Below are 13,871 nucleotides of genomic sequence, written 5' to 3' on the forward strand. Positions count from 1 at the left end.
AAGCTGCGGGGCTCGGGGCGGTCACGCCCCAACTGACCACGCCACAGCGCCCGCCGCGGTTCACGTGATCTGAGTTACACCCGCCGTTCCCGGTGAACCGGCGGGACGCCTGTGGCGTGGTCCAACTGACCGGAGTCTCGACTGGGAGGCCCACTCATGGCCGACAGCCTGAAAATCGAATACAACGTCCTCAACGACGCCAAACGGGACCTGGAGAACCTGGCGGGCGACATCGGTCCGCTCCTCGACAACAGCACGTTCTCCCGGCTGGGCCAGACGGACTACGACGGATACACCTCCAGCGAGGCCCTGACGGTCCTCGGTGACCAGACCCTGGCCGACGCGCTCTCGGGTTTCTACTCCAACGCGAGCAGCACCATGTCCCACGCGGACAAGGGCCTCAAGGAACTGGCGGGCGCCTTCGGCTCGGTGGGCGAGGCGTTCCTGTCCTTCGACTCGGAACTGGCCCAGGGCATGGGCATCACGGGCAGCAACCTGGGCCTGCAGAACTACTTCCGGGACAAGGACCTGTGGGACTACAAACAGTCCCACCTCGACCAGTGCGTGCCCGGCCCGGACGGCACCATGCCGGACTTCTGCTCGGCCACCGACCCGGGCAACCCGCCGCTGGACCAGACGATCAACACCGAGCGGGGCAGTGTCCACACCCACCTCACGCTCGACGACCAGCGTCACGTGATCAAGGAGGAGTCCACCGTCACCTACGACGGCAAGACGTACACCTCGGTCACCAACTACTCCAGCGACGGCAATCACTACACCACGGACACCTCGTACCCGGACGGCAGCACCGTCCACTCGGAGACCAACCTCAACTCCGACGGCAGCGGTTCGATGGTCACCACCGGCAGCGACGGTGACCGTACCGAGTACACCCGTGGCCCCAAGGACGCAGGCGGCAACCAGCCGGACTGGCAGCAGGTGGGCGGCGACGACGGCAGCGGGGACGGCGACCCGTCCGACAACCCGCCGGTCGTCGAATAGCGACCGGCAACCTCTTCCCCATCGAGACCGACAGGAACGGACAGGAACCCCATGGCCAGCTACAACGGCATCAACCTCGACTACCACAAGATCGAGGAGGTCGTGAGCCTGCTGCACGACGCCCACGAGAACCTGCTGCCGGTGCTCAGCAACCTGCGCAACCGGGTCAACACCCTCGTCGACGACGGCATGGTCTTCCAGCAGTCCAGTGAGGTCATCCGCACCACCTACAACAACTTCGACACCAGCCTGCTCGCCGCCGTGAAGGGCATCAACGACTTCTCGGAGATGTTCAACGGCATCAAGGAGAACGCGATCCAGTTCGACCAGGGCATCAGCAGCAGCCTGCAGAACAACTCGTAACTCCCGCAGTACGACGAGGGCCTCCCCGGAGTTTCCGGGGAGGCCCTCCCGCTGTCCGTCGTACCGGTCAGGCGCGCAGCGGCGTCAGCGGCACCTGGACGGCGAGCAGGGTGCCGCCGGGACCGGCCGTCCAGGCCCGGCCCGGATGGGTGGCCGCCCGCACCACGCTGGGCGGCAGGCGCAGGCCGACCAGATCGCCCTCGGACAGGTTCTTCGGCGCGAGCAGCAGACCGCTCCGGGCCCGCCGGGCGGCGAGGGTCCAGCCGCTCATGCCGCTCTGGAAGCCCTCCGCCGAGGCCGCGTAGACCAGGCCCAGACCCTGGTCGCGACCGGAGACGGCGAGCTCCTTGAGAAGCTTGTCCGCCGCCGAGTTGGTGAGCAGATCGGCATCGTCGATCATCACCACCCGAGGTCCGGGCAGCGCGTCCAGCGCCGCCCGCACGGTGTCGGCCGAGGGGTCGCTCTCGGTGAGCACGGTGGCGGTGGCATGCCGGTCCAGGGCGCGCAGCGGTGACTCGCGCGGGGTGAGCACCACCAGCGAGGTGCCGCCGGCCAGCAGCGACACGGCGATCGAGGCGAGGGTGTTGCTGCGCCCCGACCCGGCCGGGCCGAACACCCCGAACGCCGAGGCGGTGCCGGCCAGGTCCGTGCCGACGGGACCGCCGTCGTCGCCGCCGACACCGAGCAGACCCCACAACGGCCGCCGCTGGGCCGCCTGGACCCTCTCGTAGGCCTCGGCGAACTCCACCGAGCGCGGCAGCACGGCCACCTGGAACGGCTGCCGGGCCTTTGGCACCTGGGCGTCCCGTTTGCGGGCGCTCTCGCCGATCGAGCGCAGCGCCTCCGCCTGCTCGGTACCGCCGCCGGCGGCGAGCAGCGCCACCTGGGTCTCGGTGCCGCTGAGCACGTGCCAGCCGCGGCCGGGCGGGATGTCGGCCGGGATCTTGTTCGGCATCATGCCGACGGCCTGGTAGTCGCTGCGGTCGCCCTGGCGGAGCAGCAGCTTGTGGTCGTTGTGCGCGGCCATCCGCCCGCCGAGCAGCGAGCGTTCCGAGGTGGCGACGACATGGATGCCGGCGGCGGCACCCTCGCGCATCAGCCGGATGACCTCCTGGAGCAGCTGGCCGTGGTCGTGTTCGTCGAGGATGACCTGCAACGAGTCCCAGCCGTCGATCAGCAGCATGATGTGGGCCGGCCGTTCGGCCTTCGGCAGCAGCCGGCGCAGCTCGGCGATACCGGTCGCGTTGTGCGTCTGGGCCAGGTCCTGCCGCTCGGTCAGTTCCCGGTTCAGCCGGCGCAGCATCCGCCCGAGCCGCTCCAGGTCGTGCCGGGAGACCACCCCGCCGCAGTGCGGAAGCGCCCCGACGGCGGTGAGGCCGCCGCCGCCCGCGTCGATGCCGTACAGGTGCACGTCGGCGGTGCTCGCCACCCGGGCCGCCGAACCGGCGATGGTCCGCAGCACCTGGGTACGCCCGGACCGCGGCGCGCCGATGATGTACAGGTGCCCGAAGGTGGTGAGGTCGGCGACGGCGACCCGGCGCTGCTGGAGCTGCGGGACGTCCTCCAGGGCGTAGGGGATCACCAGGCGGCCGTCGCGGGTGGCGCCGAGCTCGTCCAGGTCGTCCAGGACCAGTTGGCGCTGGAGCGGCGGCAGCCAGGGGCTGGGCTGCTGGGTGAAGTCGTCCAGCAGGTCGGCGGCGGAGCGGATCTCCTCGACGATGACCTGGAGGTCGGTCGGTGCCGGGCCCTGCGGGGCCGAGGCCGACACCGTCCGGGTCTCCGCGGGGAGTCCGGCGGGGCGGCCGAGCGCGTCCCAGCCGACGTCCACCGACCGCACCGGCTTGCGTGGACCGGCCTCCGGCTCGGCCGCCGCGGCCGGGTTCTCCCGCGGGCGTTCGGCACCCACCCACGCGGTCTGGAACGGATCCGCCTGCCGCGGCCCGCGCCGTACCAGGGCCCGGCCGGGCGTGGCGGTGGAGATGTCGACGGCGTCCTTGACGTCGATGATGTCCTGGCTCTCGGTCTGGTCGGTGACCCGCAGCGCGATCCGCAGGTTGGTGTTGGCGCGGATGTCACCGGTGACCACACCGGCCGGCCGCTGCGTGGCCAGGATCAGGTGGATGCCGAGCGAGCGGCCCCGCTGGGCGATGCTGATCAGTCCGGGGACGAAGTCGGGGACCTCGCGGACCAGGGTGGCGAACTCGTCGATGACCAGCAGCAGCCGGGGCAGCGGCGCCAGCGAGGGATCGGCGGCCCGCTTGGCCCGGTACTCCGGGTGGTCCTTGGCGTCGGCGGCGGCCAGCACCTGCTCCCGGCGCCGGAGTTCGGCGGCCAGCGACTCCAGGGCCCGCTCCACGAGGTGGGCGTCGAGGTCGGTGACCATGCCGAGGGTGTGCGGCAGATGGGCGCACTCCTTGAAGGCGCTGCCGCCCTTGTAGTCGACCAGCACGAAGGTGAGTTCGTCGGGCCGGTTGGCGGCGGCCAGGGAGGCCACGAACGTCTGCAGCAGCTCCGACTTGCCGGAACCCGTCGTACCGGCGACCAGGCCGTGCGGGCCGTCCTGCACCAGGTCCAGGGAGAGCGGGCCGTCGAAGCCGGTGCCGACGAGGAAGGAGGTGCTGGCGGGCTCGCGCTGCCAGCGCTCCAACAGGCCCTGCGCGTTGGGCGGTTCCTGTTCCAGCAGGTCCAGGAGGCGGACCCGCTGGGGGAGTCCGGCGTCGTGCTCGGGGCTGACGTCCCGGATCGGGGCCAGCGCCCTGGCCAGTTGCTCGCACCACTCGGGGGAGACCCGGTCGGCACGGACGGCGGGCAGGTCGGGCGCGCCCGGGCGCCGCACGGTCAGCCGGCCGTCGGCCGCGAGGACCACACCGGTGCTCTCCTCGGGCAGCAGCCGCTCCTGCTCGTCCAGGCAGACGCTGAAGATCCGCACCCGCGGGCCCTCGGTGAGCACCTGGACCATGCCGGGCACGTCACGCAGCCGCCGGGCGCCGTCCGCGATCACCAGCACGTCGGGTTCGGTGAAGACCACGTCACGGTCGTTGCCGGCCTGCCGGCGGCGCGCCTGGACCTGGGAGACCAGTTCGCTCATCCGGGCGGCGGTGGACTCGGGGTCGTTGCCGATCAGCACCATCGGTCCGCCGGCCGTGCCGGGCTTGAGATGCGGCAGCCAGCGCGTCCATGCCCAGTCCGCCACCCGGTCCGGCTCGGTCAGGACGACGACCCTGAGGTCGCGCGGGCTGTGCAGCACGCCCGCCTGCGCCACCAGCCAGCGCGCCAGCGGCTGCACCTCGGCGGCCGGACCGGCGATGCCGACGACACCGTGCGCGGTGATGTCGACGCCGATCGGCGTGTCGGGGATGTTCCAGCGGATCGAGCGGTGGTTCTCGTCCCGCGCCGGGTCCTCCAGCTCCCGTACCGACGGCTGGTCCACCGTGCCGAGGCGCAGCACCAGGTGATCCGGGTCCCGTCGGCGCCGCTCCCACAGCCGGCCGCCGGGACCGGTCGCGATCAGGGCGACGGCCGCCGGGTCCGGGCCGGTCTTGTCGCGGACCCGCCGCTCACCGACGACCGCGTCCCGGACCTGCTTCTCGAGGACGTCACGGCGCTGCTCGTAGGCCCGCTCCGACTCCAGGAACTGCTTGCGGGCCGCACGCCGGCCGGTCGCCCAGTTCGACAGCATCATCATCGGGCTGAGGAACAGGAACACCAGGAAGTAGTACGACTTGAAGATGCTGACCATGAACAGGCCGAGGACGATCGGGGAGATCATCATCACGGTCGGGAACGGCCGCTTCTGCGGCGGCGACGGCGGCTGCGGCAGCCGCACCCGTTCGGCGTCCAGGTGCGGGGCGATCCGCGGCGGCCGGTTGTAGTCCACGCCGTACCCGTCGGCGGACGGGGTGACGGCCGCGTCCGCCTCGACCGGCGCGGTCATCCGCAGCAGCACCGGACCCACGGTCAGATCCTCACCGTCCGGCCAGGGCACCGGGCCCGGCCCCGCCGGGCGTTCCCGCGGCGGCTGTGGGCGGGGCCTGCGCAGCTGGGTGATGGCGTCGTCGGGCGGCGGCGACGCGAGCCGGGCCCGGACGGTCGCCTCGGGCTCGTCGTCGGTGCGGTGCCAGGCCGCGGAGCCGTCAGCGCCGACCGTCACCCACAGCCCGGACTCGGGCACCCCGGCGCCGACGTCGAGCCGCAGGGCGCACAGCGGGTCGGTGCCGATCTCGTGGCTGCCGGGGCCGAGGCGCCAGGTGCGCCCGGCGCCGGGCCCGGAGACGATGTGCACCTCGGCGAGGACACCGTCCTGGTCGCTGTCGTCATGGACCCGGACCAGGTCGGCAGGCCGGGCCGGGCCGCCGAGCCCGAGCAGCCCGCCGTCGCGGATGCCGCTGCCGGAGACCTGCGTCGCGGGGTCGAGCCGGAGGCCGTCGGCGTAGAGGTTGCGGGCCTGCGGCGCGCCGGCCGTGGCCCAGTCGGCGCCGCCGGCGGCGGCCTCGTCCTGGGTCAGGGCGGCGGCGAGATCGCCGACGGTCGCGTTCGAGGGCAGCCGGACCTGGTGGTCGCGGCGCTGTCCGTCCGTGGCGTCCACGGTGGTGATGGTGAGGTTCACGGCTCCCAGCCGGGCGGTCGTTCGTGCGGAATCAGTGGACGGGTACGGCGGTTACGGCGCCGGCGGCGAGCTCGCGGAGACACCGGCCGCACCGGAGGTGCTCGGTTCCGCGAAGTCGTCGTCGCTCTCGACCGCAGGTGCCGGAGCGGGTACCGGCGCGGCGGCCGGCTCGGGCTCGGGGGCCGACCGGGTGGCCGAGACGCCGGTCGGCCCGGCGACCGGCGCCGCGCCGGCGTCGAGGTCGGGCTCGTCCGGCAGCAGGTCGGGATCGGCGGCGGAGGTGACGTCCTGCTGCCGCGCGACCTCGTCGTCCGGGCGGTCGGGGGACGGCGGCAGGGCGGACAGCGTCCGGGCCACCGCCCGCGACAGCGGCAGTACGTCGACCCGGGCGGCGGCGGGTGCGCCGTGCGCCGTGAGTGTGGAGTCCGGCGCGATCTCCAGCAGCCGGGTGCGGCCCCGGGCCACCCCGAGGCTCAGCAGCCGCACACCCGACGGCAGCGGCCGCTCCAACGGGTCGGCGCACACGGCGACCTCGATGCCGGGCTGCCCGACGGTGGCGGTGGCCGGTGCCCCCGGATGCCGCAGGTGTACCCCGGCGGCGATGGCGACCCGGCCCTCGGGCAGCCGGGCGTCCACCTGTGCGGCGAGCGCCTGGAGCACGGCGCGGGCCGTACGGGCGGCGCGCGGCGGGCCGTACACGGACACCGCGGGCGGCCCGGAGCGCAGGTCGAGCAGCACGGCGTGCCCCATGTCGTGCCCTACGCACACCAGCAGCGGTACGGCCGGGTCCTCGGTGTCGTCCGCGAGGTCGGCGCGGTCGATCCACCACAGCCGCGGATCGGCCTCGTCGGCCGCCCAGGGCTCCGGCGGCTCGCGCAGCGCGTCGCCGTCCGCCGCGACCAGCACGCCCATCCACTCGGGCCCGGCCAGCACGCCGTAGGGACGCACCCCGGGGCGGACGGACGCGGCCAGGGCGGTGGCCCGCTCGGCGTCGGCCCACACGGCCGGGTCGCGCAGCAGCCGGACCAGCAGGCGCAGTCCGCGCCGGTAGCGCAGTTCGGTGCGGACCGGACCGGTGAACGCCCGCACGGTGAGGGTGATCTCACGCCCGAGCCGGCGCCACAGGGCCTTCCAGCCGCCGCCGCGCCGTACCAGCCAGCTGGTGAGGGCGAGGACGAGAACCAGCACGCCGACGAGGCCGAGCAGCGTGGTGATGGTGTCGGAGGTCATCGCGTCTCTCCCCGGAGTTTCTCTGCTCCGGCCGGGTGGCAGCCGTGGGATTCGAGGGTCGCGCGCAGCGCGCGGATGCCGTGATGGGTACGGGACTTGACCGTGCCCGGGGGCAGCCCGAGCTGGCGGGCCACGTCGTCGCCGGCCTGTCCCAGCAGATGGACCCGGGCGACGGCTTCGCGGTGGGCGGGAGCGAGGGTGCGCAGCGCGGAGACCAGCACCCGGCGGTCACCGACCTGTTCGGCGTGGTCCGGCACGGGTGCCGGCGCGGCACCGCCGAAGTCCGCCGCGGTGATCCCCACCGGGACGGTCCGGTCCCGGCGCCGGCTGTCGACCACGAGGTTGCGGGCGACCCGGAACAGCCACATACGGATGGGCCGGTCCCGCCAGTCCAGTCGGCCGGCCGACTGCCAGGCCCGCAACAGGGTTTCCTGGACGACGTCCTCCGCACCGTGGGGGTCACGCCCCATCATGCCGGTCACGAAGCGGCGCAGGCTGTCGCGCTCCGCGAGCAGGAGGCCGAGCGTCCGGTCCGCGCCGTCGGCGCGGTCATGGTCGATGAGGCTCAATGCCTCCGCCTTCCGGTGTCGGGTTGTGCTGTTGTGCTGTCTTGCGGTGTTGCTCTGTGCCACTGTGAAAAGCTTCAGGCACGAACGCTAGCGCGAAAAACGGGAGTTCCCGAAGTCACCATTGCTGCGGACTTCGACAAGTTCGTCACAGGCAACTCCGCATAGGTGGACGGAAGGTGACGTTCGGCTGGATCTTCGTGGGCAGGCGTCCGGAGCTGGGCCTTCCCTTGGTTACTGTTCCTGTGTCCCGCTCGTTCCGGGCGTTCCGAGAACTTCACGAGACCTTCAGGAGACGACGTGCCGCCCCTTCGTAAACCCAGGCCCTCCGCGGAACGGCCCGGCAATCCGGCGGGACGTTTCAGTGACACCTTCGCCAACCGCCCCGCCACGCCCCGCCGCGGGCTGGTGCCGGGTGCACGGGTGTGGGCGACCGTGGCCGCGGCGGCCGGACTGACCGTCGTCGTCGCCCTGGCCGTACCGCTGCTCAGCCACGTCGACCTCTTCCCGGACCCGGACACCACACCGGCCGCTGCGGTGGCGCCGGGGGAGCCGACAACGCTGTCCAGCACGTCGCAGTCGCCGTCCCCGTCCTCGTCACCGACGCCGTCCCACACCCCCTCCCACAAGCCCGCCAAGAGCGATTCCGGCGGCTCGGGATCCGGGAGCGGTACGGGCGGCTCGACCGGCCAGTCCGGCGGCGGATCCGTCAGCTCCGGTTCGAACGCGAACTCCGGTACGAACTCGGGCTCCGCCTCGTCCGGTTCGAAGTCGAGCGGCACCAAGTCGTCGTCCTCGGGCGGGAAGTCCTCCTCCGGGGGCTCCTCGTCCAGCGGGGGCACCAAGACCACCACCGTCCCCGGCGTGGCGCTGATCGGGAACCCGTCCGGCCGCTGCGTGGACGTCACCAACGCGGGCGGGGACGGCACCCGGCTGGAGATCCTGGACTGCTCGGGCGCGGCCAAGCAGAAGTGGGTCTTCCAGTCGGACGGCACCATCCGCTCGCTCGGCCTGTGCATGGACCTGGCCTGGGGCAACACCGCCAACGGCACCGCGATCCAGGTCGCCAAGTGCAGCGGCAACCGCGCCCAGCTGTTCTACCTCAGCTCGGCCGGCGACCTGGTCAGCTCCCTGGCCGACAAGTGTGTGGACGTCACCGACAACGGGACCGGCAACGGCACCAAGCTCCAGCTGTGGACCTGCTCCGGCACCCCCAACCAGAAGTGGCACAAGGGCTGACCGGTCCGGAGGCTTCGCCCACCGGCCGTGGTCGGCTCCATGGATGTCGCCCCCGGCGGCTGCGCCGGGACCGCCTGCCGTCGGCGGGCGGGCGTCACCGGTTGCTACCGCTGAGCACGCACCGCCCTGCGACGGGCACCGAGCACCAGCTTGAGGGTGCCCGCCGTGGACGGTGACGCCGAGCCGCGCAGGACGTCCGTGCCGGGCGCCAGCACGGCCTCGGCGGTGAGCAGTTCGATCTCGATCAGCGTGCCCACCAGCGGGCGGTGCCCGGCCGGGATCAGTTCGAGCAGTTCCCGGGCCGACCGCAGGTCGGCCCGGGCGGTCTCGACCTCGTGTGCCACGAGCGAGCGCAGACCGGGCGAGGCGTGGCCCGCCGCGAGGTCCTTGGCCGTGACGGAGAAGCGCTTCAGGGTCTCCGCGGGAAGGCCCGGCCGGCCCTCTCGCAGGTCCTCGGCGAGGTCGTTGACGAAGTCCAGCCGCTGGCTGCCGTCGATGAGCTTGCGGCAGCCGGCCAGGAACCGTCCGCCGGGATCGGTCTCGGGTCCCAGCAGGGCGCCTATCAGCAGGAAGGCCGGCATCGAGTAGGCGTCGAGATAGCCCTGGTAGTCGGCCTCGGTCTGGAAACCGGCGAACTCCAGCTCGGCGGTGGCGGTGGCCAGATAGGCTGCCACGACCTCCCGGTGCCGGGGATACACGGTGACCGTGTGCAGGAGGGTACGGACCAGGGGATCGTCACTGGTCCCCGTCTCCAGCCCCGCGCGCACCCGCCGCTCCCAGCCGGCCCACGCCTGCGCACGCCCCGCCTCGGGACCGCTGTCCAGCAGGTCGTCGCCGTGGTGCATCACGGCCGTCGCGGCCACCACATGGGGCTGCACCGCGGGCGGCAGCAGCATCCGGCAGGCCAGATAGGCGCTCCGGCGATACCGCCGGACCGTACGCCGTTGGGTGCTGTAGTCCCGCCGCAGCCCCGGTTCCCGGATCCCGGCGGCGGTCAGGCTCTGATTCCACGCGCTCACGAGAAGATCGTAGGGGCAGGCGCGGACCGCGGAGCCCGACCGCGGAAGAGCGCTCAGGAAAGGGACTTGAGGAACTCGACGAGCGCCGCGTTCACCTCGTCCGGGCGCTCCTGCTGGGTCCAGTGGCCACAGCCCTCCAGCTTGAGCGGCTCGCGCACCAGGTTGGGCATCAGGACGGGGAGCCGCTCGATGAGTTCGGGCGTGCCGGGGAACGCGGGGACCACGTCGCGGTCGCCGTAGACGTACAGCGCGGGCGGAGTGACACGGGCACCCTGCCAGGGAGCGGTCAGTTCCCAGTTGCGATCGAGGTTGCGGTACCAGTTGAGCGCCCCGGTGAAACCCTGGGAGAAGCTCTCGGTGAGGGCGTCCAGGTCCTCCTCGGTGAACCACTCCGGCAGCCGCTCGGGATCCGGCATGTCGGCGAGCCAGCCGCGCTCGGGGTCCACCAGGGGCTGTTTGGCCGCACCACCGTCGCCGGAGGCCGAGAAGAAGAACTTCCGCAGCGTGGTGCGCGGGTCGCGGCCGAACTCGGCGTCGGCGACACCCGGCAGGTTGAAGTAGTTCCAGTAGAAGCGGCCACCGAACATCTCGTCCATGGCCTGGAGCGGCGGCCTCGTCCCCCGGAACGGCGGCGGCACGCTCAGCCCGGCCACCCCGCGCACCAGGTCCGGCCGGAACAGCGCGGTGTGCCAGGCCACCGGCGCGCCCCAGTCGTGCCCGACGACGAACGCCTTCTCCTCGCCCAACTCCCGGATCAGCCCGACGACATCGCCGACCAGGTGGAAGATGCTGTACGCGTCGACGTCCTCCGGGTGGTCGCTGCTGCCGTAGCCCCGCTGGTCGGGGGCGACCACATGGAAGCCGGCCGCGGCCAGCGGACCGAACTGGTGCTGCCAGGAGTGCCATGACTCGGGGAAGCCGTGCAGCAGCACGACCAGCGGGCCGGAACCCTCCTCGGCGATGTGCAGCCGGATCCCGTTCACGTCGATCAATCGATGCTGAACCATGTGCACGAGCGTACGCGCAACGATCTTCGGCCACCGTCCCGAGCGCCGGCCCACGCGCACCGCCACCGGGCCGGAACGCGGTAAGCCTCTCAGAAGCGGAGCCGGAGATCATCCGCCGAACGCCGTCGGGCCGTGCCCCGCGGGAGTCGAGCCGCGGATGTGCTGTGCGCGTACTGATCGGCATCGGTGTGGCACATGAATTGACCGGAATCGATCGGCGAGAGAGATTGATGTCCATGGAACTGCGGCATCTGAGGTACTTCCTGGCGGTCGCCGAGACCCACAACTTCACTCAGGCCGCCGCGCGTTGCTATGTGGCGCAGTCGGCGCTGAGCCAGCAGATCGCCCGGCTGGAGAAGGACGTCGGCGCCCCGCTGTTCAGCCGCACGAGCCGCTCGGTACGGCTGACCGCCGCCGGTGAGCTGCTGGAGCCGCGGGCCCGGCGCATCCTCGCCGACGTCGACAACGCCCAGGCCGCCCTCGACGCGCTGGCGGGCGTGCGCCGGGGCCGGCTCCGGCTGGGCCTGGTACAGACGATGGCCGTGCCCTTCGACATGGTGGAGGTGCTGGCCGACTACCGCGCCCGCTATCCCGGCGTCGACCTGCGCGTCTCCAACGATCCCAGCTCCCGGATGGCCGCCGCGGTACTCGCCGGCACCCTCGACGTCGGGGTGGTCGGACTCGCCGCCGGGCAGGTGCCGGAGGGACTGGACCACCGGACGCTGGGCAGCGCCCCGCTGGTCGCCGTCGTCCCGCGCGAGCACCCTCTGGCGGACCGGGAGGCCATCGACCTGGCCGAGCTGCCGGACAGCCACCCGCTGATCCAGTTCACGCGGGGCAGCGGCCTGCGCCGCCAGGTCGAGGCGGCCTTCGCCCGCGCGGGAGCGGAGGCAGGCCAGCACTTCGAGGTGGGCCAGATCCACGACATGATCCGGCTGGCCGCACGCGGGGTGGGCGTCACCGTCGTGCCCCGGTCCACCGTCGTCGGCCCCGGCTCCGTACTGGGCCTCGACGCCGCCGACGAGCTGCCCCGGGGCGCACGGATGCTGCGCCTGACGGACGGCGAGGCCGTGCACCACATCTGCGTGGCGTACGACGGCACCCGGCTGGCCCCGGCCGCCGAGGCGTTTCTCGACGTCCTCGAGCACCACGGCGGCGAGGAGCACCACGGCGGCGAGGAGCACTACCGCGACGATGAACACCACGGCGACGATCGATCGGCATGACCGATCGCTGCGCTCGGATCCATATGTTGGACAGTGCGACCGGGGTGGCCGGAGGCTGGAGGGGACGCACCGCGCGAGGTGCGGTTTCGTTCCAGTCCCGAAGGGACCGCCATGTCGATCAAGGATGCCGTCCAGCCCGTACTCCGTGACGCACGGGCGACCGTGCTGCCCGACCCGGCGGACCGCCATGGCCCTCTGCCCCCGCTGATGCTCACCCTCACCGTGGTGACCGGCCTCGTGGACGCCTTCAGCTACCTGGTGCTCGGCCATGTGTTCGTCGCCAACATGACGGGCAACGTGGTCTTCTCCGGCTTCGCGATCGCGGGCGCCGCGGGGTTCTCCCTGGCCGCCTCGCTGGCCGCGCTGGCCGCCTTCGGCGCGGGCGCCCTGCTGGGCGGCCGGATCGCGCACCGGGCCCGCGCGCACCGCGGCCGCGTCCTGCGCCTGGCGCTCGTCGTGGAGACGGTCCTGTTCCTGGCGGCCTACGGCGTCGCCCGGTACGGCGCCCCCCTGGACACCGCCGGGACCCGGTACTCGCTGATCGCGCTCCTCGGCCTCGCCATGGGCGTCCAGAACGCGACCGCCCGCGCCCTCGCTGTACCGGACCTCACCACGACCGTCCTGACCCTGACCATCACCGGCATGGCCTCCGACAGCCGGGCCGCCGGAGGCGGCGGAGGCAGGACCGGCCGGCGCGCCCTCTCGGTGCTGGCGATGTTCGCCGGGGCCCTGATCGGTGCCTTCGCCGTCCGCGACGGCACCCCCGCCCTCCCGCTGCTGCTCGCCACCGTGCTCCTCGTGGGCGGCACGCTCAACGCGTTCGTCCTGACCCGCTCGGACGCACGCTGGACCGACCCTCTGTGACCGTCGCACCACAGGCGCCGGTGACCCCCGTCGCCCGGAAGTCGGGGGAGCAGGACGTCGGCGCCGCCCCGGTGACCGAGGAAGGGCGCCGGCGGTGCCGACCCGCCGCGGCCCTGCCGCGGCCGCGCCGGTTCCACCGGCGACCCGGCGCATGCCGTGTCCGGTCCGCCATGTCTCGCCCCGCGGGGATTCGCCGTCCCGCGGTGGGTACCCGGGGCCGATGTACATGACTCTTGAGCAACTGGCCGCCGCCGGTTCGGCGGCGGGGATGATCGTGATCGTCGTCTGCGGTCTGCTCGTCGTGGCCGCGCTGGTGGGGGCCGTCCGGCTCGGTATCGGGGTACGACGGCGGGAGTCCGCGCCGCCCCGGCGCTCGGAACACCCCACGCCGCCCCGCACCGGACCGGTGCGCGAGGAGCGCGAGATGCGCGAGCCGAACGAGGTGCCGCGGGCGGGGAGCGACGATGACCGTCTCACCCCGTACCAACTCGGCAACGCCCCCAGCAGGTCCAGCGAGAACCAGGCCCGCCCCCGCTGGTAGCCCGGCTTCAGCGGCCCCTTCCGCAGCGGGACAGCGGCGTGAAGCGACGACCCCGGCCTCGGGCCCGGGGGGGGGCCCCGCCCGGGGGGGGGGGGGGCCCACCGCCGGGGGGGGCGCCCCCCCGCCCGCGTGTGCCCGCTTACGCGCACCCGTTCACGTGTGCGAGCAAGGCCACTAACGGGGAATCGGCTACCGGTACGGCGGC

At 72.9% G+C, this 13,871-nt stretch carries 11 protein-coding genes; 6 read left to right on the top strand and 5 right to left on the bottom strand.

The window, feature by feature from the left end:
- Window positions 1-156: 156 nt before the first annotated feature.
- Together AB0D59_RS12595 and AB0D59_RS12600 are read left to right on the top strand one after the other, a co-directional pair.
- Window positions 157-1,005 (top strand): hypothetical protein, encoded by an 849-nt coding sequence (locus tag AB0D59_RS12595; RefSeq protein ID WP_362564145.1) that lies wholly within the window; start codon window positions 157-159, stop codon window positions 1,003-1,005.
- 51 nt (window positions 1,006-1,056) lie between these two features.
- A complete protein-coding gene (locus AB0D59_RS12600; protein WP_046730425.1) occupies window positions 1,057-1,368 on the top strand; it encodes a hypothetical protein in 312 nt (103 codons plus the stop codon).
- A gap of 67 nt (window positions 1,369-1,435) precedes the next feature.
- Here AB0D59_RS12600 and AB0D59_RS12605 read toward each other — a convergent pair whose 3' ends face one another.
- The 3 genes from AB0D59_RS12605 to AB0D59_RS12615 are packed head-to-tail and all read right to left on the bottom strand — an operon-like array spanning window position 1,436 to window position 7,773.
- Window positions 1,436-5,974 carry an FtsK/SpoIIIE domain-containing protein gene (locus AB0D59_RS12605; RefSeq protein WP_362564147.1) on the bottom strand — a complete coding sequence of 1,513 codons (4,539 nt, stop codon included), beginning with the start codon at window positions 5,972-5,974 and terminating at the stop codon, window positions 1,436-1,438.
- Between the two features lie 51 nt (window positions 5,975-6,025).
- Window positions 6,026-7,204 (bottom strand): hypothetical protein, encoded by a 1,179-nt coding sequence (locus AB0D59_RS12610; protein WP_362564148.1) that lies wholly within the window; start codon window positions 7,202-7,204, stop codon window positions 6,026-6,028.
- Window positions 7,201-7,773 carry a sigma-70 family RNA polymerase sigma factor gene (locus AB0D59_RS12615; RefSeq protein ID WP_362564150.1) on the bottom strand — a complete coding sequence of 191 codons (573 nt, stop codon included), beginning with the start codon at window positions 7,771-7,773 and terminating at the stop codon, window positions 7,201-7,203. Before AB0D59_RS12615 ends, AB0D59_RS12610 begins: the two co-directional genes overlap by 4 nt.
- A 297-nt stretch (window positions 7,774-8,070) precedes the next feature.
- Here AB0D59_RS12615 and AB0D59_RS12620 point away from each other — a divergent pair, with 297 nt between their 5' ends.
- Window positions 8,071-9,009: an RICIN domain-containing protein gene (locus AB0D59_RS12620; protein WP_362564152.1), complete on the top strand. Its 939-nt coding sequence runs from the start codon at window positions 8,071-8,073 to the stop codon at window positions 9,007-9,009.
- Between the two features lie 104 nt (window positions 9,010-9,113).
- On the opposite strand, the gene AB0D59_RS12625 is transcribed toward AB0D59_RS12620, so the two are convergent.
- Both AB0D59_RS12625 and AB0D59_RS12630 read right to left on the bottom strand, forming a co-directional pair.
- A complete protein-coding gene (locus tag AB0D59_RS12625) occupies window positions 9,114-10,028 on the bottom strand; it encodes a squalene/phytoene synthase family protein (protein WP_362564153.1) in 915 nt (304 codons plus the stop codon).
- Between the two features lie 53 nt (window positions 10,029-10,081).
- Window positions 10,082-11,035, bottom strand: coding sequence for an alpha/beta hydrolase (locus AB0D59_RS12630; protein WP_362564155.1), 954 nt, complete (start codon window positions 11,033-11,035; stop codon window positions 10,082-10,084).
- 236 nt (window positions 11,036-11,271) lie between these two features.
- Between AB0D59_RS12630 and AB0D59_RS12635 the strand changes: the two genes are divergently transcribed.
- From AB0D59_RS12635 to AB0D59_RS12645, 3 genes are all read left to right on the top strand, one after another.
- Window positions 11,272-12,261 carry a LysR family transcriptional regulator gene (locus AB0D59_RS12635; RefSeq protein ID WP_362564157.1) on the top strand — a complete coding sequence of 330 codons (990 nt, stop codon included), beginning with the start codon at window positions 11,272-11,274 and terminating at the stop codon, window positions 12,259-12,261.
- Between the two features lie 111 nt (window positions 12,262-12,372).
- Complete coding sequence (locus AB0D59_RS12640; RefSeq protein WP_362564159.1) at window positions 12,373-13,125, top strand: YoaK family protein; 753 nt, start codon at window positions 12,373-12,375, stop codon at window positions 13,123-13,125.
- Window positions 13,126-13,345: 220 nt separating this feature from the next.
- The gene (locus AB0D59_RS12645) at window positions 13,346-13,666 is read left to right on the top strand and encodes a DUF6479 family protein (RefSeq protein WP_362564161.1); all 321 of its coding nucleotides are present in this window, start codon (window positions 13,346-13,348) and stop codon (window positions 13,664-13,666) included.
- Window positions 13,667-13,871: the final 205 nt, after the last annotated feature.

Source organism: Streptomyces sp. NPDC048417, from assembly GCF_040651615.1.
Lineage (GTDB): Bacteria > Actinomycetota > Actinomycetes > Streptomycetales > Streptomycetaceae > Streptomyces.

Bases quoted from the DNA above. Each gene is read 5' to 3' on its own strand.
- AB0D59_RS12630 (WP_362564155.1), bottom strand. From the start codon at position 11,035: ATGGTTCAGCATCGATTGATCGACGTGAACGGGATCCGGCTGCACATC.
- AB0D59_RS12610 (WP_362564148.1), bottom strand. From the start codon at position 7,204: ATGACCTCCGACACCATCACCACGCTGCTCGGCCTCGTCGGCGTGCTG.
- AB0D59_RS12645 (WP_362564161.1), top strand. From the start codon at position 13,346: ATGTACATGACTCTTGAGCAACTGGCCGCCGCCGGTTCGGCGGCGGGG.
- AB0D59_RS12635 (WP_362564157.1), top strand. From the start codon at position 11,272: ATGGAACTGCGGCATCTGAGGTACTTCCTGGCGGTCGCCGAGACCCAC.
- AB0D59_RS12640 (WP_362564159.1), top strand. From the start codon at position 12,373: ATGTCGATCAAGGATGCCGTCCAGCCCGTACTCCGTGACGCACGGGCG.
- AB0D59_RS12600 (WP_046730425.1), top strand. From the start codon at position 1,057: ATGGCCAGCTACAACGGCATCAACCTCGACTACCACAAGATCGAGGAG.
- AB0D59_RS12595 (WP_362564145.1), top strand. From the start codon at position 157: ATGGCCGACAGCCTGAAAATCGAATACAACGTCCTCAACGACGCCAAA.